The organism is Humidisolicoccus flavus (genome assembly GCF_045689595.1).
Classification (GTDB): Bacteria; Actinomycetota; Actinomycetes; order Actinomycetales; family Microbacteriaceae; genus Humidisolicoccus; species Humidisolicoccus flavus.
This window is the reverse complement of record NZ_CP142724.1, coordinates 577,847-599,960: the sequence shown is the minus strand read 5'-3', so window position 1 is coordinate 599,960 and position 22,114 is coordinate 577,847. Positions and strand designations below refer to the sequence as shown.

Here is a 22,114-nt window from a genome sequence, read left to right as displayed (position 1 = left end):
GAGCATGCTCGTTCTGCTCGATGTCGATTCGACTCTCATCGAAAACGAGGTCATTGAGCTGCTCGCTGAGGCTGCCGGACCAGAAGCACTCGCGCACGTCGCGGAGGTCACGGAGCGAGCGATGCGCGGCGAACTCGATTTTGCTGAGTCACTTGCCGAGCGGCTTCGTTCGCTCAAGGGACTTCCCGAATCGACGATCGCTGCAGCGGCAGACGAGGTTCGGGTCACAGATGGCGTCGCCGAACTCATCGAAGCCGTGCATGCCCAGGGCGGAACGATTGCGGCGGTCAGCGGTGGCTTTCACGAGATCCTCGACGGACTCGGCGAACGCCTCGGTCTTGACCGGTGGAGTGCGAACAGGCTCGAGATCCACGAGGGAACGTTGACGGGGCGCTCGCGTGGGCCGATCATCGACAGCGTTGCAAAAGCCGAGTACCTCGAAGCTCTGGCGCTCGAGCTCGGGCTCCCCCGCCATCGTACGATCGCGATCGGCGACGGCGCGAACGACATCGCGATGATGCGCGCGGCCGGTCTCTCCGTCTCGTTTTGCGGAAAACCGGCGGCCCGCGCAGCCGCGAACATCTGTGTTGATGTTCCTTCGATGCGCGAGCTCCTGCCGATCCTTCGCTTAGTGGCCCATTCCTAAACCACCGTCGACGGGAATGACCGCGCCGGAAATATAGCCGGCGTCGTTGCCTGCGAGCCACAGCACGGTCTTGGCGACCTCGGCGGGGAGCGCGAATCGTCCCGCCGGGATGCTCTTCTTGTACTCCGCTTGGGTTTCCTCTGCGAGTGCAGCGGTCATGTCGGTCTCGATGAAGCCGGGTGCCACCACGTTCGCGGTGATCCCGCGGGAGCCGATTTCTCGTGTGATCGACCGGGCGATTCCAACCAGACCCGCCTTCGAGGCTGCGTAATTCACTTGACCGGGTCCGCCGAACAAGCCGATCACACTCGAGATCAGGATCAGGCGACCGAAGCGCGCTTTGATCATGCCCTTACTCGCGCGCTGCACGACGCGGAAGGTTCCCGTCAGATTGGTGTCGACGACCTCGGAGAAGTCCGTTTCGCTCATTCGCATGAGGAGCGTGTCTCGGGTGATGCCGGCATTGGCAACCACGACCTCGATCGGCCCGAGCGCTGCCTCGACCTCAGAGAAGGCCGCATCGATGCTTGCCGCATCGGTGACATCGGCGCGCACGGTGAGCGTTCCGGCGGGACCTTCGCCGCTTCGCGCAGTCACCGCGACCCGGTGCCCGGCCTCGACGAAGGCCTCAGCGATGGAGCGTCCGATCCCCCGGTTTCCTCCGGTGATCAAAACGGTGCGTACGGTTGGTGCAGACATACATCTCCTTTGAAAGTTCGTGCTCAATCGTAGCCGCGGCGGCGTAGTATCAAAGGTGAGCGAATATGGAACCCACGAATTCAATCACCGACCTCCCCCATCCCCCGCCGAGAGCAGTAACCGGCGTCTGAAGATTTACTTCTGGCTCATGGGGATCAGGCTCGTGTGCATCCTGAGTTGCTTCGTTCTTCCGGGCTGGTGGATGCTCCTTGGAGCCCTTGGCGCCGTGTTCATTCCATACTTCGCGGTCATCATCGCAAATGCGACATCACCGCTCGGCATGCGGTCTGAACGGCAAGCGCCGCTCACGCTTCCGGCTGGCAGAAGCGAGGACTAATGTTTGGTTTTGGCGAAGTCCCCCGGGTCGCGCAGTGCTCGAAAGCAGAATGCAAGGCCGAGGCCACATGGAACGTGAACTGGCGAAACCCGAAGATTCACGACGAGTCACGGGTCAAAGTTTGGGCGGCATGCGAGGAGCACCGCGACTTTCTCTATGACTACCTGTCGAGCCGAGGCTTCCCGGTTGCGATCACGCCATTCGGTATTCAGTTGGAAAGCATCGAAGGCTAGTCGTGCTCGCTCTGCTCCGCTCGAGTCGATGGCTCGGGTATCTCGCTCTCACGACGCTCTTTGCGATCGTGTGCTGTGCGTTCGGCGCTTGGCAGTGGAATCGGCGCGAGGAGGCAGTTGCGGCAATCGATCGTCTCGAGCGCAACTACGAACTCGACCCGAGCCCGCTCTCGAGCGTGCTGCCCGAAATCGACTCCTATGACGAGGACGACCAGTGGGTGCCGGTACTCGTCGAGGGTGAGTACCTCGTAGACGAAGCGCTGTACATCCGTGGGCGCGTTCGTGGTTCGCAGATCGGTTTCAACGTACTCGTGCCGTTCCAAACCACCGTGGGGACTATTTTCTATATTGATCGGGGTTTCATCGTCGAGGGAACGACCGTCGGCCTTCCCGAGTCCGAGCCCGTGATTCCTGAAGACGAGGTCACGGTGGTCGCACGTCTCCGCCAAAATGAAGGTGACATCGTCGGTCGCGGCGCCCCCGAGGGGCAAGTGGTCAGCGTGAACCTGCCAACGCTCGCACAAACGCAGTCGCTCCCGACCTACACCGGTGCGTATGGACTTCTCGTGAGCGAAAACGGCGCCTTCCCGGCCGATGTCGCTCCGGCGGTCCGCCCGGTGCTCGATGAGGGCCCGCACCTCTCGTACACCTTCCAGTGGTTCGTCTTCGCGCTCATGGGCTTCATCGGCTTCTTCTGGGCGCTCCGGCAGGAACAGCGTCGATTGAGTGAAGACGAATCCGAGAGCGCCGCAGCGATCGCGGAGAACCGTCCGAAGATCGTGCGAACCAAACGACGAGATTACGGCATCGATGCAGACGTCGAGGATGAGATTCTCGACGAAGAAGCAGAAGTGCTCCACGGCGGTCCGGCGAGCCGCTAGGGCGCCGCGGGGGTCTCCCCGGGCAACGTCAAGCAGCTGAGTCGGTCAGACGAGGAGTGCTGCCGCGACCGAGCGCTTCGAGGTTATCGCTGGTTCCGGCTCTGCTCTGCAACGACCTGGATGAGGGTCGTCTTCGGGTGCGGCATCCGCCAGTCGAAGGCCTCGGAGAGCAGGCGCACGACGACGACGAGCACCGCAACGGGCGCAAGGGCGAGCGGAGTTCCGAAGCCGAGCTCGACCAGCAGTGCGGTGAGACCGGCCCCGACGAGCGCAGGCACCAGGTATAGGCGTGATTCGCGGCGGAAGACGGCGGGGATGTCATTCGCGAGCACGTCGCGGAGAATCCCTCCTCCGATGCCGGTGATCGTGCCGATGAGCACTGCACCCCAGGCATTGAAGCCGTACTCCATGGCCTTGATGGTCGCCTGCACACAGAAGATTCCGAGCCCGACCGCATCGAAGACGAGCACGGGCTTCTCGAGCTTTTGCATGACGCGATTGAGGAACAGCACCGCGACTGCGCCGAGCATCGCCATACCGATCATCCAGACGTCGACGAACGCAACGGGTGGGGCCCCGATGAGGAGATCGCGAATCACTCCGCCGCCGACGGCAGTGATCGCGGCAAGCCCGAGCATGCCGACGACATCCATACGCTTTTCGACGGCGAGGAGCGCGCCGGAAATCGAGAAGGTGAACACGCCGATCGCAACGAAGATCGTGTTCGCGAGACCGAACCAGGGCCAATCCATCGGGCTACGCCAAACCGATGAGGTCGAGGTACCCGGGGTTCCAGTGATCCTCGGTGCCGTCGGGCATGATGAGCACGCGCTCTGGGTTGAGCGCTTCGACCGCACCCTCGTCGTGGCTGACGAGGACGACCGCACCCTCGTACCCGGCAAGCGCCGACAGGATTTCTTCGCGGCTGGCCGGGTCCAGGTTGTTCGTCGGCTCATCGAGCAGCAGAACGTTGGCGGCGCTTACGACGAGCATTGCGAGGCTGAGGCGGGTCTTCTCGCCTCCGGAGAGCACTCCCGCGGGCTTGTGTCCGTCGTCGCCGGTGAACAGGAAGGAACCGAGTACTCGGCGGGCTTCCATCTCCGTGAGTTCCGGCGATGCGGTGAGCATGTTCTGCAGCACCGATCGCTTCACGTCGAGTGTTTCGTGCTCCTGGGCGTAGTACCCGATTCGGAGGCCGTGGCCCGGCACGATTTCGCCGGTGTCTGGCTCGCTCACACCCGCGAGCATACGAAGGAGCGTCGTCTTCCCGGCGCCGTTCAATCCGAGCACGACCACTTTTGAACCTCGGTCGATCGCGAGGTCGACGGCCGTGAAGATCTCCAGTGAACCGTAGGACTTCGAGAGGTCGCTCGCTTGCAGCGGTGTGCGCCCACATGCCGCAGGCTTCGGGAAGCGGAGCTTCGCAACGCGTTCGGTTGCGCGCACCTCGTCGAGTCCAGCGAGCATTTGTTCGGCGCGACGAGCCATCTGCTTGGACGCGACGGCCTTTGACGCTTTCGCGCCCATCTTTGCGGCCTGCATCTGGAGCACACCCGCTTGCTTCTCGACGTTCGCACGCTCGCGCTTTCGGCGTTGTTCGTCGGACTCTCGCTGCTTCTGGTAGTTGCGCCACGTCATGTTGTAAATGTCGATGACCTGCCGGTTCGCATCGAGATAGAACACTCGGTTGACCGTCTCCTCGACCAGCTGCACATCGTGACTGATGATGACGAGTCCGCCCTGATATCCCTTCAGGAATTCTCGCAGCCACACGACGCTGTCGGCGTCGAGGTGGTTCGTCGGTTCGTCGAGCAGCATGGTGTCGGCGCCGGAGAACAAGATACGCGCCAGCTCGATTCGCCGTCGCTGACCACCCGAGAGAGTGTTGAGAGGCTGATCGAGAATTCGCTCGGGAAGCTGCAGGTTCGAGGCGATCGCGGCACCTTCGGCTTCGGCGGCGTACCCGCCGAGTGCGAGAAAGCGGTCCTCAAGCTTGCTGTAGGTCGACATTGCAGCGGCAGAGACCGAAGGATCAGAGCTTGCCATTTCGTCTGTCGCCTTCCGGAGACCGAGGACGAGGGAACCAAGACCACGTGCATCGAGGATTCTGGTTCGCGCTGTCTGTTCGGGATCGCCCGTGCGCGGATCCTGTGGCAGGTAGCCGATCTCTCCGGAGCGTTCGATCGTCCCGGTGAAGGAATGGCCGTCGCGGTCGTCGGTGACTCCGGCGAGCACCTTCGTCATCGTGGTCTTGCCGGCGCCGTTTCGACCGACGAGGCCTATCTTGTCGCCCTTTTCAACGCGGAACGAGACATCGCTCATGAGCATGCGTGCACCCACGTTCAGTTCAAAATCACTGACGGAAATCATGGCGAAGAGCTCAATTCGTTGGAGGGAAATTTTGATGCGATTGTGTCTTGAAACGGCGGTTGCCTCACGGATGGCATCTACAGCCTCTTAGTATATCTAGAGAACACCTATCCACCGTCTGATGGATCGCCCTGAAAGGGAATCACATGACTTCACTTGCTCTTGGCGGCACAACGCTCGCTGATCGAGTTCTGCCCGTTCGCGGACCAGCAGTCCGCAGCCAGGCCGCATATGCAGCCGGCAACGTTGCCCTCATCGCAGGCGGCGCACTGTTCACCGCGCTCATGGCGCAGGTCTTCATTCCGCTGTACCCGGTCCCGATCACCGGCCAGACCCTCGCGGTCCTCGTCGTCGGTTCCGCGCTCGGTGCTTGGCGCGGTGCAGCCTCCTTGACGCTGTACGCCATCATCGGTCTGCTCGGCGCTCCCGTCTTCCAGAGCGGTGCATCAGGGATCGCGGCGTTCATGAGCCCCTCCGGTGGGTTCATCATCGGGTTCATCTTCGCTGCATTCATCACCGGATGGCTCGCGCAGCGTCGTTGGGACCGTAACTTCAAATGGGCGACCCTCGCATACTTCGCGGGAAGTGCAGTTCCCTTCATCATCGGACTCCCCTGGCTCGCAGCGACCCTCGGCCTCGACGCGTCGCAGACGCTCATGGTCGGACTCGTGCCGTTCATTCCCGGTGGCATCATCAAGGCGCTCATCGCAGCCGCGCTGATCCCGCTCCTCTGGAAAACAGTCCGCGACTTCGACGCTCGACGCGACGCAAAGGAATAGCCACGAACCCCGGATCTTCCACTACACCGAGGCCGGTCGAACACGAAAGTGTCGACCGGCCTTGGCGTGCGATGTGGGCACTCGTCATCGGCTTCTTCATGATCCTCGTCGATTCGACGATCGTCTCGGTTGCCACACCGGCGCTGCTCCAGGCGTTCGACGCCGAGATCACGCAGGTGATGTGGGTGACGAGCGCGTACCTGCTCGCCTACGTTGTTCCACTCCTCATCACCGGACGTCTCGGCGATCGCTTCGGGCCCCGCCGCCTGTATCTGATCGGCCTGCTCGGATTCACCGCGGCGTCGCTGTGGTGCGGACTCGCTGGCGACATCACGAGTTTGATCCTTGCTCGGGTTGCGCAGGGGCTGGCGGCCGCACTCATGACTCCGCAGACCATGACGGTGATCACGCGAATGTTCCCTCCGCATCGTCGCGGGACGGCAATGGGGCTCTGGGGCGGCATCGCAGGACTGGCAACGTTGGTTGGTCCAATCCTCGGCGGTCTCCTCGTGACTGGCCCGGGTTGGGAATGGATCTTCATCATCAACGTGCCGATCGGCGTGATCGGCTTCGTGCTCGCCGTGATGTGGGTGCCGCGCCTGTCGAGCCGCGCACATCGCTTTGATTGGTTCGGAGTGCTCCTGAGCGCGGTTGCGCTCTTCTCGATCGTGTTCGGGATTCAGGAGGGTGAAACGTTCAACTGGTCGCTTCCGGTTCTCGGCCTCATCGCATTCGGTGTGCTGGTTCTGATGGCGTTCATCTGGTGGCAGCAGAAGTCCTCCGCACCCTTGACCCCGCCTGTTCTCTTTCGGGATCGAAACTTCTCGCTCGCGAACGTCTGCATCGTCACGGTCGGCTTCGTGATTACCGCCATGCCGATTCCGCTCGTGCTCTACTTCCAGAGCGGCCGCGGCTTAACCGCTGCAGAATCCGCGCTCATGTTCGCCCCCTCCGCGGTGCTCTCGGGCGTGCTTGCGCCGTTCGTCGGACGGTACGTGCAGTCGCGGAACCCGAAGGGCGTCGCGATCTTCGGACTCAGCATGCTTGCGATCGCTCTGTTGATGTACGCGGCCATGTTCGTCTCGAACTCGCCATTGCTGTGGATGCTGCTGCCCTCGGTCCTCCTCGGGTTCGCGAACGCATGCATGTGGGGCCCGATCTCACTCACCGCCACCCGAAACCTCCCACCTGAACGGGCCGGAGCGGGATCTGGCGTGTACAACACGACGCGCCAAGTTGGTGCGGTGCTGGGCTCTGCTGTGGTCACTGCGGTTCTCGCGGCGCAACTGGTGCGAACGCTCGGGCCGAGCGGTGAGGGTCTGCTGCACGCCACGACCCCGATTCCACCCGCAGACCTTGCTCCCTTTGCAGAGTCGATGGCGATTGCGATTCTCGTGCCCGCTGCGGTGGCGCTCGTCGGAATGTCGGTCGCGTTCTTCTGGAAGGCTCCGACGCTCGAGCAGTTGGGTCGAGCGCCTCGTACGACGGAGACTGAAGCGCAGTCGGTCACAACGTAACGAGCGCTGCGCTGCGCACGAGAAAGCGCCTGTGCTTCCGTTGTAGGAAGCACAGGCGCTTTCTATTGTGCTGCGTGCCGAGAACTAGATCGTGAACCCGAGAGCGCGCATCATTTCACGGCCGTCTTCGGTGATCCGTTCCGGACCCCACGGTGGCATCCAGACCCAGTTGATCCGGAAGCGTTCGACGATCCCGTCGAGCTTCTCAGCGATCTCCGCCTCGATGACGTCCGTCAGTGGGCATCCGGCGCTCGTGAGCGTCATGGAGAGCACGAGCGCGTCGTGCTCGGTGTCCCACGCGAGGTCGTAGATGAGGCCGAGGTCGACGATGTTGACGTCGAGCTCAGGGTCGACGACGTTCTTGAGGCCTTCTGTGACCTCGTCAAACTTGTCTGCGGAAAGTTCTGCGACTGTCATTGATCACACCTTCGTTTGCGTGAAACGATCGTAGCCCTCTTCTTCAAGACGGTCAGCAAGTTCGGCGCCGCCGCGCTCCGCAACCTTGCCGTCGACGAAGACGTGCACGAAGTCTGGCTTGATGTATCGGAGGATGCGCGTGTAGTGCGTGATCAAGAGCACACCGAGTCCGGTGTTCTCCTTGACTCGGTTCACGCCTTCGCTCACGATGCGGAGGGCGTCAACGTCGAGACCCGAGTCGGTCTCATCGAGCACGGCGAACTTCGGCTTGAGCAGTTCGAGCTGCAAGATCTCGTGGCGCTTCTTTTCTCCACCGGAGAAGCCCTCGTTCACGTTGCGCTCCGAGAAGGTCGAGTCCATACGCAGTGCTTCCATCGCGCCACGGACCTCGCCGATCCATTCCCGGATCTTCGGCGCTTCGCCGCTCACCGCGGTCTTCGCGGTACGCAGGAAGTTCGACACCGTGACACCGGGGATTTCGACCGGGTACTGCATCGCGAGGAAGAGACCTGCGCGGGCACGCTCGTCGACGCTCATCTCGAGCACGTCTTCACCGTCGAGGGTGATGGAACCGCTGTCGACCTTGTAGCGAGGGTGGCCAGCAATCGTGTACGCAAGCGTTGACTTGCCTGAGCCGTTCGGCCCCATGATCGCGTGGATTTCACCTTCCTTGATGGTGACGTCGACACCCTTCAGGATCTGCTTGACACCCTGATCGGTTTCGATTGAAACGTGCAGGTCTTTGACTTCGAGAACGCTCATGCTGTTCCTCCCTCTGCCGACGCAGCGTCGGGCACGATTGGATTCTGGACGTCGACGAAGACTTCATCGCCGACAATGTTGACTGGGAAAACGGGAACCGGCTCATACGCCGGCAAGTTCAATGGGTGTCCGGTACGAAGCGAGAATCGCGAGCCATGCGCCCAACATTCAAGCGTGTCGTCCTCGACGAACCCTTCGGAGAGAGAGATCTCTCCGTGCGTGCATGTGTCGCCGAGCGCGTGAATGACCCCGGCGGAGTCTTTCACGAGCGCGACGGCAACACCCGAGACCTCCACACGCTTGGGCTCGGTGAGTTGAATTTCGTCGACCGCTGCGACGCGAACTCCTTGGCTCATGCACCAGCCTTCGATGCGAGCGGCAACCCTGCACCGCGAGCCAACTCGTGGTCGATGCTCTTCGCGAGCCGCTCTTCGAGGGCTGCAACGCCGAGCTTCTGCACGATCTCCATCAGGAAGCCGAGCACGACGAGGCGTCGTGCCTGCTCTTCGGGAACTCCGCGTGACTCGAGATAGAACAGCTGTTCGTCATCGAAACGACCGGTTGCAGAGGCGTGACCGGCACCCTGGATGTCGCCCGTTTCGATCTCGAGGTTCGGGATGCTGTCAGCGCGGGCGCCATCAGTGAGCACCAGGTTGCGGTTCGCTTCGTAGGAATCGGTTCCGACAGCGTCTGGGCCGATGAGCACATCGCCAATCCACACGGTGCGCGCGTTCGTTCCCTGCAGGGCGCCCTTGTAGAGCACGTCGCCGCGGGTGTGCGGGCCATCGTGGTGCAAGTACACCTGGCTTTCGAGGTGCTGACCAGCGTCGGCGAACGCGAGACCGTACATTTCGCCCTCGGCTCCGCTGCCGCTCAGGTGCAGGCTCGGGTTCAACCGAACCGCGCCGCCACCGAACGTGACGACGATGTGGCGAAGGAACGCAGCTGCACCGACGGTCGCGGTGTGCGCTGAGGCGTGGACCGCTTCGTCGTCCCACTCCTGCACCGAGATCACGGTGAGACGAGCGGTGTCGTGCACGAGGATTTCGACGTTCTGCGTGAGCAGCGCGCTGCCTCGGTGCTCGAGCACGATCGTCGCCTCTGAGCCAGGCAGCGCTTCGAGCACGAAGTGCTGGTTGCTCCGGCGGGTCGAGCCTGCACCCGTCAACTGCACGGTGATCGGTTCTGCGAACTGTGTGTTCTTCGGAACGCGAAGATGCGTTGCCGACGCAGTGTGCGCTGAAGCGATCGCCGACGGCAGATCCTCTGGGATCAGCACCGTGCCGCGTGGCGCTTCACCCTGCGCGAGTCCTGGTGCGAGCACCTCGGCTGGAACCTGTGAGAGATCGACCGCTACTGCAGGGTCGCCCTCACGGTCATCGCTCGGAGCCGCCTCGAAAAGAGGCGCGAGCCGAGCGAGGTCCGAAAGCTTCCAGTTGGCCTCACGGATCGTTGGCTTCGAGAAGAACTCGGGATCGAATGAGGCAGGGCGCTCCGAACGCGTCTGGATCGGAACAAATGGTGTTGGAGTGACTGTGGTCGCGGTCATTTAGCCGACGGATCCTTCCATGCTCATTTCGATGAGCTTGTTGAGCTCAAGTGCGTATTCCATAGGCAGTTCTCGAGCAATCGGCTCGATGAAGCCGCGGACGATGGTCGCCATTGCCTCGTCTTCTTCGAGGCCGCGGCTCATGAGGTAGAAGAGCTGCTCTTCACTGACCTTCGAAACCGTTGCCTCGTGACCCAACTGCACGTCGTCCACCCGGATGTCGATCGCAGGGTAGGTGTCGGACCTGGAGATCGTGTCGACCAGGAGGGCGTCGCAACGAACCGTGTTCGCAGAATGGTGCGCACCAGCATCGACGCGGACTTCGCCGCGGTACCCGGCGCGTCCTCCCCCACGAGCAATCGACTTCGAAACGATCGAAGATGTCGTGTACGGCGCCATGTGGATCATCTTCGCGCCGGCGTCCTGGTGCTGACCTGGACCTGCGAACGCGACGGACAGCGTCTCGCCCTTTGCGCGTTCGCCGGCGAGGAAGATCGACGGGTACTTCATCGTGACCTTCGAGCCGATGTTGCCATCGATCCATTCCATGGTCGCGCCTTCGTGCGCGATCGCACGCTTCGTGACGAGGTTGTACACGTTGTTCGACCAGTTCTGGATCGTCGTGTATCGAACGCGAGCGTTCTTCTTCACGATGATCTCGACGACGGCGGAGTGCAGGGAGTCACTCGAGTAGATCGGAGCCGTGCAGCCCTCGATGTAGTGCACGTACGAGCCCTCGTCCGCAATGATGAGCGTGCGCTCGAACTGACCCATGTTCTCCGTGTTGATGCGGAAGTAGGCCTGCAATGGGATTTCGACGTGAACACCCGGTGGCACATAGACGAAGGAACCGCCCGACCAGACAGCGGCGTTCAACGCTGCGAACTTGTTGTCGCCCTCTGGGATCACACTGCCGAAGTACTCCGTGAAGAACTCCGGGTGCTCGCGAAGTGCAGTGTCGGTGTCCATGAAGATGACACCTTGACGTTCGAGGTCTTCGTGGATCTGGTGGTAGACGACCTCAGACTCGTACTGCGCTGCCACGCCGGCGACGAGTCGCTGACGCTCCGCCTCGGGGATTCCAAGACGGTCGTAGGTGTTGCGAATGTCTTCTGGAAGGTCTTCCCAGGTTTGCGCCTGCTTTTCGGTCGAGCGCACAAAGTACTTGATGTTGTCGAAGTCGATGCCCGAGAGGTCTGCACCCCAGGTCGGCATTGGCTTCCGTTCGAACAGAGCGAGCGCCTTCAAGCGCTTCTTCTTCATCCATTCGGGCTCAGACTTGAGAGCGCTAATGTTCTCGACGACGGCAGTGCTGAGCCCGCGCTTCGCGGTGTCTCCAGCAGCGTCGGAGTCGTGCCAACCAAACTCGTACTGGCCAAGGCCTTCGAGCTCGGGACGATCAATGAGCACATCGGACATGCTTCTCCCCCTCTGTATACATTCACTGAATCCAACGTCTCAAAGCTGCACAACATTCCGTCATGCGGCAAGAGGCGATATCTCACGGTCGACTCGCGTCATACTTGGAAGCGACGCTGACGCACAACGATGCGCGCAAAGCGTGAGAGAACCGGATTCGGATACTTCGTAGTCTACCTGCCGAATCCGAGAAACACACGTGACCAAGAGGTCAATGGAAGGAAACCGTGGGCAAGAGGTACCGGATCGCAAGCATTGCGGTCCTAGTCACCCAGATCGTCATCGTTGTCACGGGAGGCGCTGTGCGCCTCACCGGCTCAGGACTTGGTTGCGATACATGGCCGTATTGCACGGAAGGCTCATTCGCGCCCACTCCTGAACTCGGAATCCACGGGATCATCGAGTTCGCCAACCGCGTGATGGGAGGCGTTGTCCTGGCGACCGCCCTCGTCATGTTCGTGTTCGCACTGCTTGCCCGACGTTCGCGCTCGGATGTGTTCATCGCTTCGCTGTTGGTCGTGCTCCTCACCATCGTGCAGGCGCTCATCGGTGCGGTCGTCGTGTGGATGCACTTGCGTCCCGACACGGTCGGCATTCACTTCGTGCTCTCGATCGTGCTGGTTGCGATCTCGACGCTCCTGGTGTGGCGGGTCTGGTTCGGACGAAAAGGTGCAACGAAGCTGGGCTCCCCGATTCAGCGAATCCTGACCCACGCCGCAAGCGGACTGTTCGCGATCACGGTGTTCGTCGGAATCCTCACGACGGGCTCCGGTCCCCACGCCGGTGATGGCGGCGTTGCGAGGAACGGACTCGACTCAGTCTTGCTCCAGCACTTCCACTCGTGGCCCGCGTATGCGCTCTTCGCGGTCGTGCTGGTGCAGATGATTCTCGCGTTCCGAGACGGACCACGCCGTCACAAGTGGGCTTCGCTCGGCTTCGTCATCGTGCTCGTCGCGCAAATCGCTGTCGGCTTGATCCAGGCGAACACGGGTCTGCCGGTCCTGCTGGTCGGCATTCATATGTTCCTTTCCTGCATCGCTACGGTTGCCTGCGCCTCCACGGTGTTGAGTCTGCGGGGTTCGAGCGAGAACAGGGATTCCGTGATTCGCACCGCTCATCCAGTGGACACTCAGACACCACTCAGGTCGGGCGCGTAGCCGAGGCGTACATTAGGTGCGTCCTCAACGAGAGAAAGAGCAGAAATGCGTCGAAGCACCATCCTGTCCGCAGCCGTTCTTGCGGCCTCCGCACTTGTCCTGACCGGTTGTTCCGCCGGTGAACCAGATGTCGCAGCGGTCGACCTCGGAGCAGCCGGTGAAATCACTGAGCCTGGCACCACGCTCGCGTTTGAAGCACCGGCATGGGTTGACGCCGACGGCGCAACCGTTGGAGTGACCGTCCTCGACATCATCGAAAAGGACGAGTCCTTCTGGAACGAAGCTGACGCTGAGACCTTCGCTGGTCAGACCCCCTACTTGATCGTGACGCAGTTCCAGTACCCAGAGGGTACGAACGAGGACGAACGTCCGCAGATCGCGCTCTACCCGATTTACGAAGACGGAACCGACGCACAATATGTCGTCACCGAAGGCATCGCCTCGATCAGCGAAGAGGTCTCGAACGCCTGTGAGCTCAACCTCGCCGGATACGACGCAGACACCGCTTCGGAAGTCACCTGCTTCATCGGTTCAGCAGATGCTGGGAAGCCGATCACCGGCGTGATTTACCCGAACCACGGCTACAACGAGCAGTTCATCGATCCAGAGAACCTCTACTTCGACTCACCAGTGACCTGGCAGTAATTGCCTCGTTCATGATGAGAGCCCCGCTCGGTCGAGCGGGGCTTTTATTGTGTCGTGTTGCGAACGGCACTGAGAGGTCACGCGGTTTCGCCAATCCTTCCGTTGGGTAGGAAGGAGCGAAATCGAATGCAGATTCGGCGCTGAGATTCGTGTTTCAAGACCGTGCAACAGTGTCGTCGAGAATGCGCAACCGAGTCGTCGAAACCTTGGGCTATTGAACCGGGGACGTCCTGAAGTCGTCGGACGGTGGTCGGGTGCGCCGCTGCAGCAAGCGACGCCGCACAATGCTCTTAGAGCGAGAAGCGAAGCAGCGGATCGATACCGACTGCCAAGAACACGAGCGTGAGGTAGGTGTTCGATGCATGGAAGACTCGCATCGCTCGAACGTCTCGCTCTCCACGGAGTGCGCGCGCGTAGAGTCCGTGCGCCTCAGTTACGAACCAGATGCCACCGGCCAGGGCGATGACCGAGTAGACGATGCCCATCGAGGCGACAGGGATCAGCAGCAGTGTGCACGCGGCCGACGCCCACGCGTACAAAATGACCTGCAGGCCAACGGTGCTGCGGCCCCGGACGACCGCGAGCATTGGCACGTCGGCCGCCTCGTAGTCGTCGCGGTACTTCATCGACAGCGGCCAGTAGTGCGCTGGAGTCCACAGGAACACCAGAACGAACAGGATGATCGGTGCCCAGGAGAGCGTCCCGGTCACGGCCGTCCAGCCGATGAGCACAGGGAAGCAGCCGGCGATCCCGCCCCAAACGATGTTCTGTTCGGTGCGGCGCTTCAGCAGCAGGGTGTAGATGAAGATGTAGAAGGCGATGGCTGCGACGCTGAAGACCACGGCGAGCCAGGTCGTGAACGCGAGCAGTACGACCGTGCTCACGAGAGCGAGAGCCCACGCGAACACTTTGGCCTCGCGCACCGAGAGCACGCCAGTGACCAAGGGCCGGTTCTTGGTTCGCTCCATCACCGCGTCGATATCGCGATCGATCACCATGTTGAACGCGTTCGCGCTTCCTGCGCTCAGGAACCCGCCGACGAGGGTCGCCGCGATCGTGAGCAGGTTGGGGACTCCCCCGGCCGCCAAGAACATGACGGGAACCGCGGTGATGAGCAGGAGCTCAACGACTCGGGGTTTCGTGAGCGCGACAAAAGCGCGCACCTTCTGCGAGGGCGTTACGGGAGAGCGAGTGGTGTGTTGGGTGGCAGTCATCTGTTCTCGAAAATGATCGGATGATTCAAGCAGTCTATCAAGGTCGAGCAAGCTTGCACGCATGGTGACCGCGCTATGATTGAAGGAGGTCGCAATGACGGAAAAACAGGCGCGCGGGCAGTGAGCTCGCGAACAACGGAAGGCACCCACGTGGCAGCATTCGAATGGACCGAACTCGACAAAAAGGCAGTAGACACGGCGAGGGTTCTCGCCGCCGATGCCGTTGAAAAAGTCGGAAACGGTCACCCGGGAACGGCAATGAGTTTGGCCCCTGCCGCCTACCTCCTCTACCAAAAGGTCATGAACCGTGACCCCAATGATCACCAGTGGACAGGCCGCGATCGCTTCATTCTCTCTGCTGGCCACTCCTCGCTCACGCAATACGTGCAGTTGTTCCTCGCAGGCGACGGACTTGAGCTCGACGACCTGAAGGCTCTTCGCACTTGGGGTTCGCTGACCCCTGGCCACCCCGAATACGGGCACACGAACGGCGTTGAGATGACGACCGGTCCGCTCGGCCAGGGCCTCGCCTCGGCAGTCGGTTTCGCCTACGCACAGCGTTTTGAACGTGCGCTCTTCGACCCTGAAACCCCAGAGGGCGAAAGCGCCTTCGACCACTTCACCTACGTCATCGCCGGTGATGGAGACCTGCAGGAGGGCGTGACCAGCGAGGCAGGTTCGCTCGCGGGCCACCAGAAACTGGGCCGCCTGATCGCAATTTACGACTCGAACCAGATCTCGATCGAGGACGACACCACGATCGCCTTCTCCGAGGACGTCGCGGCACGCTATGAGGCCTATGGCTGGCAGGTGCAAACGGTCGACTGGAAGAAGACCGGCGACTACGTCGAAGATCTCGCAGCGCTGAACGCAGCGATCGAAGCGGCTCAGGCCGAAACCGAGCGACCAAGCCTCATCGTGCTGAAGACCATCATCGGATGGCCGGCCCCGAAGAAGCAGAACACGGGCAAGATCCACGGCTCGAAGCTCGGTGGCGAAGAACTCGCGGCAGTCAAGGAAGTGCTCGGGTTCAACCCCGAGGCGACCTTCGAGGTCCCGGAAGGCGTGCTCGAGCACAGCCGGAAGAATGCCGCCGATCGCGGAGTCGAAGCTCGCAAGGCCTGGCAGGAAAAGTTCGACGCCTGGGCCGCTGCGAACCCAGAACAGCACGCGCTGTTCGAACGCGTTGCAAGTGGCGAACTACCTGAGGGCATCGAAGAGGCACTGCCCGTTTTCGAAGCCGGTACAGAGATCGCAACACGCGCAGCAAGCGGCAAGGTCATCAACGCTCTCGCTGGCGTCGTGCCTGAACTCTGGGGTGGCTCCGCTGACCTCGCAGAATCGAACAACACCACGATCGAGGGCGGCGGATCATTCGTGCCGACCGAGTACCTGACCAACGAATGGTCAAAGGGTGGTGCCAATGGACGCATCCTGCACTTCGGTATTCGTGAGCACGCGATGGCTGCGATCTTGAGTGGAATCACCTTGCACGGCAACACCCGCGTGTTCGGTGGAACCTTCCTGATCTTCAGCGACTACCAGCGTCCGTCGCTTCGTCTTGCCGCTCTCATGAAGACCCACCCGATCTTCGTCTGGACCCATGACTCGGTGGCGCTCGGAGAAGACGGACCGACGCACCAGCCGATCGAGCAGTTGACCACGATTCGTGCGATTCCTGATTTCGATCTGGTTCGCCCGTCCGATGCGAACGAGACCGCTTGGGCATGGAAGACGATCCTCGAGCGGAAGTACAAGCCGGTCGGCATCGCCCTCACTCGTCAGCCCCTTCCCGTGCTTGCACGTGGCGAAGGAGACGCGACCGGTGAAGAGTTCGCCGCAGCGAAGAACGTCGCGAAGGGCGCCTACGTGCTCGTCGACGCGAAGAACGGCGCTCCGGAACTGATCCTGATCGCAACGGGCAGTGAAGTGCAGATGGCGGTCGAAGCGCGAGAGGTGCTCGAAGGCAAGGGCATCGCGACTCGAGTCGTTGCAGCGCCCTCACTCTCCTGGTTCAAGGAGCAGAGTGACGACTACCGCGAGAGCGTGTTGCCGAGCTCGATTAAGGCACGCGTCTCGGTTGAGGCTGGCTCGACCTACGGATGGCGCGACTACGTCGGCGATGCTGGTCGATCGGTCGGCATCGATCACTTCGGCGCAAGCGCCGATTACCAAACTTTGTTCGAGAAGTTCGACATGACGACTGAACACGTCGTGTCCGCAGCACTCGAATCACTTGAAGCCGCAAAGGCGTGAAGGGAACCGTCATCATGACGAAGAACACCGCAGAACTCTCCAACGCAGGCGTGAGCATTTGGCTCGACGACCTGTCACGTGAACTCCTGAACTCCGGCGATCTGCAGACGCTGATCAAGGAACGAGACGTCGTCGGCGTCACCACAAACCCAACGATCTTTGCTTCGGCATTGGCCAAGGGCGACGCTTACGCGGACGACGTCCGCAAGCTCGCGAGCGAAAACGCTTCGGTTCCAGAGGCGATCACGCACCTCACGACGACAGATGTCGCCGCAGCCTGCGACATCTTCTCCGACATCTACCGCGAGTCGAAGGGATTCGACGGGCGCGTTTCGATTGAGGTCTCACCCGGACTCGCGAACGACACCGCAGAGACCATCGTGCAGGCACAGGAGCTGTTCGACCGCGTCGACCGTGAAAACGTGCTCATCAAAATTCCTGCAACGCTCGCAGGTCTCGAGGCCATCACGCAGACCATTGCGAAGGGCATCAGCGTCAACGTCACGCTCATCTTCTCGCTCCCTCGCTACCGCGAGGTCATGAACGCGTACCTTCGCGGACTCGAACTCGCTCGCGAGGCCGGGCACGACCTGACGAAGATCCACTCGGTCGCGTCGTTCTTCGTCTCGCGTGTCGACGCAGAAGTGAACAAGCGTCTCGATGCAATCGGTTCAGAGGCCGCACTCGCTGCGAAGAGCAAGGCGGGTCTCGCAAACGCCCGTCTGGCTTACCAGGTGTGGGAGGAAACCTTCCAGACCGAGCGCGCACAGGAACTGCTCGCTGCTGGTGCAAACACGCAGCGTCCGCTCTGGGCATCGACGGGCGTCAAGGACGAATCACTCCCGGACACTCTGTATGTAACCGGTCTGGTCGCGAACGACGTCGTCAACACCATGCCTGCGAAGACGCTCGAGGCGACCGCAGACCACGGCGAAGTGACTGGCGACACGATCCGCCCGAACCTTGCTGCCGCGCAGCAGGACCTCGACACGCTCCACGAACTCGGGGTTTCCTACGAAGAGGTCACCAACCTGCTCGAGATCGAAGCAGTTGAAAAGTTCATGGTCTCCTGGCAGGAGCTCGTTGACACGGTGTCGGGTCAGCTCGGTGCTGCGAAGTCTGAGGTGTGAGCATGATCATCGGAGTCTCCGGCGCGGCTGCTGAAGCGGTCGATCGCATTGTCCCGCAGCTTGTCAGCGACGGCGTTGCAGGGCGCATCATGTCGAAAGACGCGACCCTCTGGGGCGCCGCGGCCGAAGAAGAGTCCGCGAAGCGCCTTGGGTGGGTCGAAGCTCCAGCGATCTCGCAGGGCCTTGTCGACGACATCGAAGCGTTGCGCCTGCACCTGAACGAGCGCGGTGTCACGAAGATCGCCCTCGCAGGCATGGGCGGATCATCGCTCGCGCCCGAGGTCATCACGGCCACCTATGGGGTCCCGCTGACGGTCCTCGACTCGACGGAGCCTGGGCAGGTGCTTCACGCTTTGCGCGATGACCTCGCATCGACCGCGCTCGTCGTTTCGTCGAAGTCGGGTTCGACCCTTGAAACCGACAGTCAGCGTCGAATTTTTGAGCAGTGGTTCACCGAGGCGGGAATCGACCCGCTCGAGCGAATCATCGTCGTCACCGACCCGGGTTCGCCGCTCGATCAGTCTGCTCGCGAAGCAGGCTACCGAGTCTTCAACGCTGATCCCGACGTCGGCGGCCGTTTCTCAGCGCTCACCGCGTTCGGTCTCGTGCCCTCAGGTCTGGCCGGTGTGCCGTTGCAGGAATTGCTCGATGCTGCGGCTGGCGAGTTGCCAGCGATCACGGAAGATTCTGCAGACAATCCCGGGCTCATTCTGGCTGCGGCGATTGCCGGCACGCGTCCTCTGAAGGACAAGCTCGGCATCGTTGCTGATGGGACCCACATCGTCGGCTTCGCCGACTGGGCGGAACAGCTCATCGCGGAATCGACCGGAAAAGAAGGCGTCGGTATCCTGCCGATCGTGCTCGACCCCGAATCCCCCGAAGCGATCAACACTCCGGACGACGTACAGATCGTCCGGCTCGTTGCTGACCGCGCAGAGACCAAGTCGCTTGCACCTGGCGAGGTCGAGGTGGCGGGAACCCTGGGCGGGCAACTGCTCGTTTGGGAGTTTGCAACGGCGGTTGCGGGGCGAATTCTGGGAATCAACCCCTTTGACCAACCGGATGTCGAATCAGCCAAGGTTGCAGCTCGGGGTCTGCTCGACGCACTCGAGCCGCCAGCAGCTCCTGCGTTCGTCGACGGCAACGTCGAAGTTCGTGGAACGAGTGATGTCGTCTCGGGCGCGAGTTCGACCGCCGAAGCAGTCGCAGCGTTGCTCGCGCACGTCGGTGACGAGAACTACCTCGCGGTGCAGGCATACGTTGATCGCACTGCCGCACCCGCCTTCCAGGGTCTTCGCGAACTCTTCGCGAAGAAGCTGGGACGTCCGGTGACGTTCGGCTGGGGTCCACGATTCCTGCACTCGACCGGCCAGTACCACAAGGGTGGGACGCCAATCGGAGTCTTCCTGCAGATTCTCGCGACACCGAGTGAAGATCTCGCAATCCCGGAGCGGTCGTTCAGCTTTGGGCAGCTCATCCAGGCGCAGGCCTACGGTGATGCGAACGTGCTCGCAGAGCATGGCCGTCCGGTGCTGACCCTGACGCTCGCAGACCTCCATGAAGGCCTTGCGGAGCTCGAACGATTCGCCTCGTGACTGCCAAGCTCGGCCGCGGAGTGAATCCGCTCCGTTCGCCCGACGATCAACGGCTGAATCGGATCCCTGGTCCGAACTCGCTCGTGATCTTCGGTGTGACCGGTGACCTCGCTCGAAAGAAGCTGCTCCCGGCCGTGTACGACTTGGCGAACCGGGGCCTGCTGCCAGCAGGGTTCGCGCTCGTCGGCTTTGCACGACGCGAGTGGGACAACGACGAGTTTCGCGACGTCGTCAAAGAATCGGTTGAGAAGCACGCCCGCACGCCGTTCCGAGAATCAGTCTGGGAACAACTCCGCGACGGGATCCGCTTCGTTTCCGGCGAATTCGACGACGACGCAGCGTTCGACCGTCTGAAGACCTTGCTCGATGAACTCGAGGCGGAACGAGGAACGAGAGGCAACCACACCTTCTATCTTTCGATCCCGCCGGGGGCTTTCCCTGTCGTGACACAACAGCTGGAACGCTCTGGCCTTGCTGCTGCTGCCGAAGACAAATGGCGCCGCGTCGTGATCGAGAAGCCGTTCGGGCACAACCTCGAGTCGGCTCGTGAACTGAACAAGGTCGTCGAATCCGTGTTCCCCCTGATTCGGTGTTCCGGATCGACCACTATCTCGGAAAAGAGACGGTGCAGAACATCCTCGCGATGCGATTCGCGAACGCCCTCTGGGAACCGATCTGGAATTCCAACTACATCGACCACGTGCAGATCACTATGGCCGAAGACATCGGAGTCGGTGGACGTGCGGGCTACTACGACGGGATCGGCGCCGCTCGAGATGTGATCCAGAATCACTTGCTGCAGCTCTTCGCGCTCACCGCCATGGAAGAACCCGTCTCCTTCGACGCCGACGATCTCCGCGCGGAAAAAGAAAAAGTGCTCTCGGCGGTGCAACTGCCCGAGGATCTCTCAACGGCTGCAGCCCGTGGACAGTACGCGAGCGGCTGGCAGGGTGGATCTGAGGTCACGGGCTTCCTCGCCGAAGAGGGCATGAACCCCGAGTCGACCACCGAAACCTACGCAGCGCTTCGCCTCGAAGTGAACACGCGTCGTTGGGCCGGAGTTCCGTTCTATCTTCGAGCCGGAAAACGTCTGGGTCGACGCGTTACCGAGATCGCAATCGTGTTCAAACGCGCAACGCAGTTCTTGTTCGATCAGTCGTCGACAAGTGCAATGGGCGAAAATGCGATCGTGATCCGGGTACAGCCCGATGAGGGTATTTCGATGCGCTTCGGTTCGAAGGTTCCTGGACCGGGCATGCACGTTCGCGATGTCACCATGGACTTTGGGTACGGGCACGCTTTTACCGAAGAGAGCCCTGAAGCATACGAACGCCTGATTCTCGATGTTCTGCTCGGCGAACCTCCCCTGTTTCCCCGCCACAACGAGGTCGAACTCTCTTGGAAGATCCTCGATCCCATCGAGGAGTACTGGGATTCGCTCGACGAGACGCCGGAACAGTACAGCCCCGGAAGTTGGGGTCCGCAGAGCGCGCACGACCTGCTCGCTCGTGACGGCAGACATTGGAGACGACCATGATTGTCGATCTTGAACGCACCACGACGAGCGCGATCTCGAAGCAGCTCGTCGACCTTCGCGACGAGGGCGGTGTCATTGCCCTCGGCCGGGTACTGACCCTCATCATCCACGCGCAAATGGGCGAGGAAGAAGACGCGATCGCGGCAGCAAACGACGCGAGCCGAGAGCACCCGATGCGAGTGCTCGTGGTATCTCGGAACACCGACGCCATCGCGGACGAAGAACAGCCAAGGCTCGACGCTCAGATTCGAGTCGGCGGTGACGCCGGCGCTAGCGAAGTGATCGTTCTGAAGTGTTGGGGCGAAGTCGGTCAGCACGTGCTCGGCGTCGTGCAGGGTCTGCTCCTCTCGGACGCACCCGTCGTCGCCTGGTGGCCGACCTTCATGCCGGAAACCCCGAGCCGGTCGCAACTCGGCAAAATTGCGCAGCGTCGGATCACCGACATGGCGCGTCAGCCGAACCCCCGGGAGACCCTGCTCGCGCTTGCAGCGTGCTACTCCCCTGGCGATAGCGACCTCGCTTGGACGAGATTGACGGGATGGCGTGCCCAGCTCGCCGCTGTGCTCGACCTCCCGCCGTTCGAACCCGTCGAATCTGCAACGGTGCACGGAGAATATGAAAACCCGAGTGTGCACCTGCTGAAAGCGTGGCTGCAGCAGCAGCTCGAGATCGACGTCGCTATTCAAGACGTTGGAGACAAACCGTGCGGAACCAGTGGGATCGACAAGGTCGAACTCAATCGTGAGGGTGGCGTGACGCTGCTCGAACGAGACACCGAAAGCGTTGCGGTGCTTCGGCAGCCCGGGCAGCCCGAGCATCGAATCGCGATCACGAAGCGTGGTCTTCGCGAACAACTCGCCGAAGAACTGCGTCGCCTTGATCCTGACGAAATGTATCACCGTGTCTTGCGAACACTCGCGAGCACCGTCGAACCTGCGGGTTCTACAAACTCCAAGGAGCAGTGAAGGATT

The 22,114-nt window shown here is 61.6% G+C and carries 21 protein-coding genes and 1 pseudogene; 13 read left to right on the top strand and 9 right to left on the bottom strand.

Translation table 11 applies throughout. The features are described from left to right. Positions 1-4 precede the first annotated feature (4 nt). A complete protein-coding gene (serB, locus tag U2H20_RS02855) occupies positions 5-646 on the top strand; it encodes a phosphoserine phosphatase SerB (RefSeq protein ID WP_430593581.1) in 642 nt (213 codons plus the stop codon). Here the strand turns inward: serB and fabG are convergent. Next, on the bottom strand, positions 629-1,345 hold the full coding sequence (gene fabG, locus U2H20_RS02850) for a 3-oxoacyl-ACP reductase FabG (protein ID WP_430592995.1): 717 nt from the start codon (positions 1,343-1,345) through the stop codon (positions 629-631). The genes serB and fabG overlap by 18 nt on opposite strands. Positions 1,346-1,400: 55 nt before the next feature. On the opposite strand from fabG, the gene U2H20_RS02845 reads away from it, so the two are divergent. The 3 genes from U2H20_RS02845 to U2H20_RS02835 all read left to right on the top strand — a co-directional run bounded on the left by U2H20_RS02845 (position 1,401) and on the right by U2H20_RS02835 (position 2,796). Continuing rightward, positions 1,401-1,682: a DUF3099 domain-containing protein gene (locus U2H20_RS02845; protein WP_430592994.1), complete on the top strand. Its 282-nt coding sequence runs from the start codon at positions 1,401-1,403 to the stop codon at positions 1,680-1,682. Between the two features lie 74 nt (positions 1,683-1,756). Then, complete coding sequence (locus tag U2H20_RS02840; RefSeq protein WP_430592993.1) at positions 1,757-1,915, top strand: hypothetical protein; 159 nt, start codon at positions 1,757-1,759, stop codon at positions 1,913-1,915. 2 nt (positions 1,916-1,917) lie between these two features. Further along, positions 1,918-2,796 (top strand): SURF1 family cytochrome oxidase biogenesis protein, encoded by an 879-nt coding sequence (locus U2H20_RS02835; RefSeq protein ID WP_430592992.1) that lies wholly within the window; start codon positions 1,918-1,920, stop codon positions 2,794-2,796. An 83-nt stretch (positions 2,797-2,879) separates the two neighbouring features. Here U2H20_RS02835 and U2H20_RS02830 read toward each other — a convergent pair whose 3' ends face one another. Both U2H20_RS02830 and U2H20_RS02825 read right to left on the bottom strand, forming a co-directional pair. Next, positions 2,880-3,548, bottom strand: a complete 669-nt coding sequence (locus U2H20_RS02830) for a trimeric intracellular cation channel family protein (RefSeq protein ID WP_430592991.1) — start codon at positions 3,546-3,548, stop codon at positions 2,880-2,882. Positions 3,549-3,552: 4 nt separating this feature from the next. Next, the gene (locus U2H20_RS02825; protein ID WP_430592990.1) at positions 3,553-5,166 is read right to left on the bottom strand and encodes an ABC-F family ATP-binding cassette domain-containing protein; all 1,614 of its coding nucleotides are present in this window, start codon (positions 5,164-5,166) and stop codon (positions 3,553-3,555) included. A gap of 146 nt (positions 5,167-5,312) precedes the next feature. Between U2H20_RS02825 and U2H20_RS02820 the strand changes: the two genes are divergently transcribed. After that, the gene (locus U2H20_RS02820; protein WP_430592989.1) at positions 5,313-5,945 is read left to right on the top strand and encodes a biotin transporter BioY; all 633 of its coding nucleotides are present in this window, start codon (positions 5,313-5,315) and stop codon (positions 5,943-5,945) included. 71 nt (positions 5,946-6,016) lie between these two features. Beyond that, the gene (locus U2H20_RS02815; RefSeq protein WP_430592988.1) at positions 6,017-7,462 is read left to right on the top strand and encodes a DHA2 family efflux MFS transporter permease subunit; all 1,446 of its coding nucleotides are present in this window, start codon (positions 6,017-6,019) and stop codon (positions 7,460-7,462) included. A gap of 84 nt (positions 7,463-7,546) precedes the next feature. Here U2H20_RS02815 and U2H20_RS02810 read toward each other — a convergent pair whose 3' ends face one another. From U2H20_RS02810 to sufB, 5 genes are read right to left on the bottom strand one after another with little or no spacing between them, the layout of a single operon-like run. After that, positions 7,547-7,879, bottom strand: a complete 333-nt coding sequence (locus U2H20_RS02810; protein WP_430592987.1) for a metal-sulfur cluster assembly factor — start codon at positions 7,877-7,879, stop codon at positions 7,547-7,549. Positions 7,880-7,882: 3 nt separating this feature from the next. Beyond that, on the bottom strand, positions 7,883-8,641 hold the full coding sequence (gene sufC, locus U2H20_RS02805; RefSeq protein WP_430592986.1) for a Fe-S cluster assembly ATPase SufC: 759 nt from the start codon (positions 8,639-8,641) through the stop codon (positions 7,883-7,885). Beyond that, positions 8,638-8,997 (bottom strand): non-heme iron oxygenase ferredoxin subunit, encoded by a 360-nt coding sequence (locus tag U2H20_RS02800; protein WP_430592985.1) that lies wholly within the window; start codon positions 8,995-8,997, stop codon positions 8,638-8,640. Before U2H20_RS02800 ends, sufC begins: the two co-directional genes overlap by 4 nt. Beyond that, positions 8,994-10,190 carry a Fe-S cluster assembly protein SufD gene (gene sufD, locus U2H20_RS02795; RefSeq protein ID WP_430592984.1) on the bottom strand — a complete coding sequence of 399 codons (1,197 nt, stop codon included), beginning with the start codon at positions 10,188-10,190 and terminating at the stop codon, positions 8,994-8,996. Before sufD ends, U2H20_RS02800 begins: the two co-directional genes overlap by 4 nt. Then, positions 10,191-11,609 (bottom strand): Fe-S cluster assembly protein SufB, encoded by a 1,419-nt coding sequence (sufB, locus tag U2H20_RS02790; protein WP_430592983.1) that lies wholly within the window; start codon positions 11,607-11,609, stop codon positions 10,191-10,193. It abuts the gene before it with no gap. 227 nt (positions 11,610-11,836) lie between these two features. Here sufB and U2H20_RS02785 point away from each other — a divergent pair, with 227 nt between their 5' ends. Both U2H20_RS02785 and U2H20_RS02780 read left to right on the top strand, forming a co-directional pair. Further along, complete coding sequence (locus U2H20_RS02785) at positions 11,837-12,766, top strand: COX15/CtaA family protein (RefSeq protein ID WP_430592982.1); 930 nt, start codon at positions 11,837-11,839, stop codon at positions 12,764-12,766. 45 nt (positions 12,767-12,811) lie between these two features. After that, on the top strand, positions 12,812-13,411 hold the full coding sequence (locus U2H20_RS02780) for a hypothetical protein (protein WP_430592981.1): 600 nt from the start codon (positions 12,812-12,814) through the stop codon (positions 13,409-13,411). A gap of 290 nt (positions 13,412-13,701) precedes the next feature. Here U2H20_RS02780 and U2H20_RS02775 read toward each other — a convergent pair whose 3' ends face one another. Next, positions 13,702-14,625, bottom strand: coding sequence for a heme o synthase (locus U2H20_RS02775; protein ID WP_430592980.1), 924 nt, complete (start codon positions 14,623-14,625; stop codon positions 13,702-13,704). Positions 14,626-14,775: 150 nt separating this feature from the next. Here U2H20_RS02775 and tkt point away from each other — a divergent pair, with 150 nt between their 5' ends. The 5 genes and pseudogenes from tkt (at position 14,776) to U2H20_RS02750 (ending at position 22,108) form a co-directional block, all read left to right on the top strand. Continuing rightward, on the top strand, positions 14,776-16,881 hold the full coding sequence (gene tkt / locus U2H20_RS02770; protein WP_430592979.1) for a transketolase: 2,106 nt from the start codon (positions 14,776-14,778) through the stop codon (positions 16,879-16,881). A 14-nt stretch (positions 16,882-16,895) separates the two neighbouring features. Continuing rightward, entirely contained in the window at positions 16,896-18,011 is a 1,116-nt protein-coding gene (gene tal, locus U2H20_RS02765; RefSeq protein ID WP_430592978.1) for a transaldolase, read from the top strand. A 2-nt stretch (positions 18,012-18,013) separates the two neighbouring features. After that, entirely contained in the window at positions 18,014-19,606 is a 1,593-nt protein-coding gene (locus U2H20_RS02760; protein WP_430592977.1) for a glucose-6-phosphate isomerase, read from the top strand. Further along, a pseudogene (zwf, locus tag U2H20_RS02755) lies at positions 19,603-21,143 on the top strand (glucose-6-phosphate dehydrogenase). The gene U2H20_RS02760 and the pseudogene zwf overlap by 4 nt, the downstream one beginning before the upstream one ends. Beyond that, positions 21,140-22,108 carry a glucose-6-phosphate dehydrogenase assembly protein OpcA gene (locus U2H20_RS02750; protein ID WP_430592976.1) on the top strand — a complete coding sequence of 323 codons (969 nt, stop codon included), beginning with the start codon at positions 21,140-21,142 and terminating at the stop codon, positions 22,106-22,108. Before zwf ends, U2H20_RS02750 begins: the two are co-directional and overlap by 4 nt. Positions 22,109-22,114: the final 6 nt, after the last annotated feature.

Bases quoted from the DNA above. Each gene is read 5' to 3' on its own strand.
- sufB (WP_430592983.1), bottom strand. From the start codon at position 11,609: ATGTCCGATGTGCTCATTGATCGTCCCGAGCTCGAAGGCCTTGGCCAG.
- serB (WP_430593581.1), top strand. From the start codon at position 5: ATGCTCGTTCTGCTCGATGTCGATTCGACTCTCATCGAAAACGAGGTC.
- U2H20_RS02750 (WP_430592976.1), top strand. From the start codon at position 21,140: ATGATTGTCGATCTTGAACGCACCACGACGAGCGCGATCTCGAAGCAG.
- U2H20_RS02825 (WP_430592990.1), bottom strand. From the start codon at position 5,166: ATGATTTCCGTCAGTGATTTTGAACTGAACGTGGGTGCACGCATGCTC.
- U2H20_RS02780 (WP_430592981.1), top strand. From the start codon at position 12,812: ATGCGTCGAAGCACCATCCTGTCCGCAGCCGTTCTTGCGGCCTCCGCA.
- U2H20_RS02815 (WP_430592988.1), top strand. From the start codon at position 6,017: ATGTGGGCACTCGTCATCGGCTTCTTCATGATCCTCGTCGATTCGACG.
- tal (WP_430592978.1), top strand. From the start codon at position 16,896: ATGACGAAGAACACCGCAGAACTCTCCAACGCAGGCGTGAGCATTTGG.
- U2H20_RS02775 (WP_430592980.1), bottom strand. From the start codon at position 14,625: ATGACTGCCACCCAACACACCACTCGCTCTCCCGTAACGCCCTCGCAG.
- U2H20_RS02830 (WP_430592991.1), bottom strand. From the start codon at position 3,548: ATGGATTGGCCCTGGTTCGGTCTCGCGAACACGATCTTCGTTGCGATC.
- fabG (WP_430592995.1), bottom strand. From the start codon at position 1,345: ATGTCTGCACCAACCGTACGCACCGTTTTGATCACCGGAGGAAACCGG.
- sufC (WP_430592986.1), bottom strand. From the start codon at position 8,641: ATGAGCGTTCTCGAAGTCAAAGACCTGCACGTTTCAATCGAAACCGAT.
- sufD (WP_430592984.1), bottom strand. From the start codon at position 10,190: ATGACCGCGACCACAGTCACTCCAACACCATTTGTTCCGATCCAGACG.
- U2H20_RS02820 (WP_430592989.1), top strand. From the start codon at position 5,313: ATGACTTCACTTGCTCTTGGCGGCACAACGCTCGCTGATCGAGTTCTG.
- U2H20_RS02800 (WP_430592985.1), bottom strand. From the start codon at position 8,997: ATGAGCCAAGGAGTTCGCGTCGCAGCGGTCGACGAAATTCAACTCACC.
- U2H20_RS02810 (WP_430592987.1), bottom strand. From the start codon at position 7,879: ATGACAGTCGCAGAACTTTCCGCAGACAAGTTTGACGAGGTCACAGAA.
- U2H20_RS02760 (WP_430592977.1), top strand. From the start codon at position 18,014: ATGATCATCGGAGTCTCCGGCGCGGCTGCTGAAGCGGTCGATCGCATT.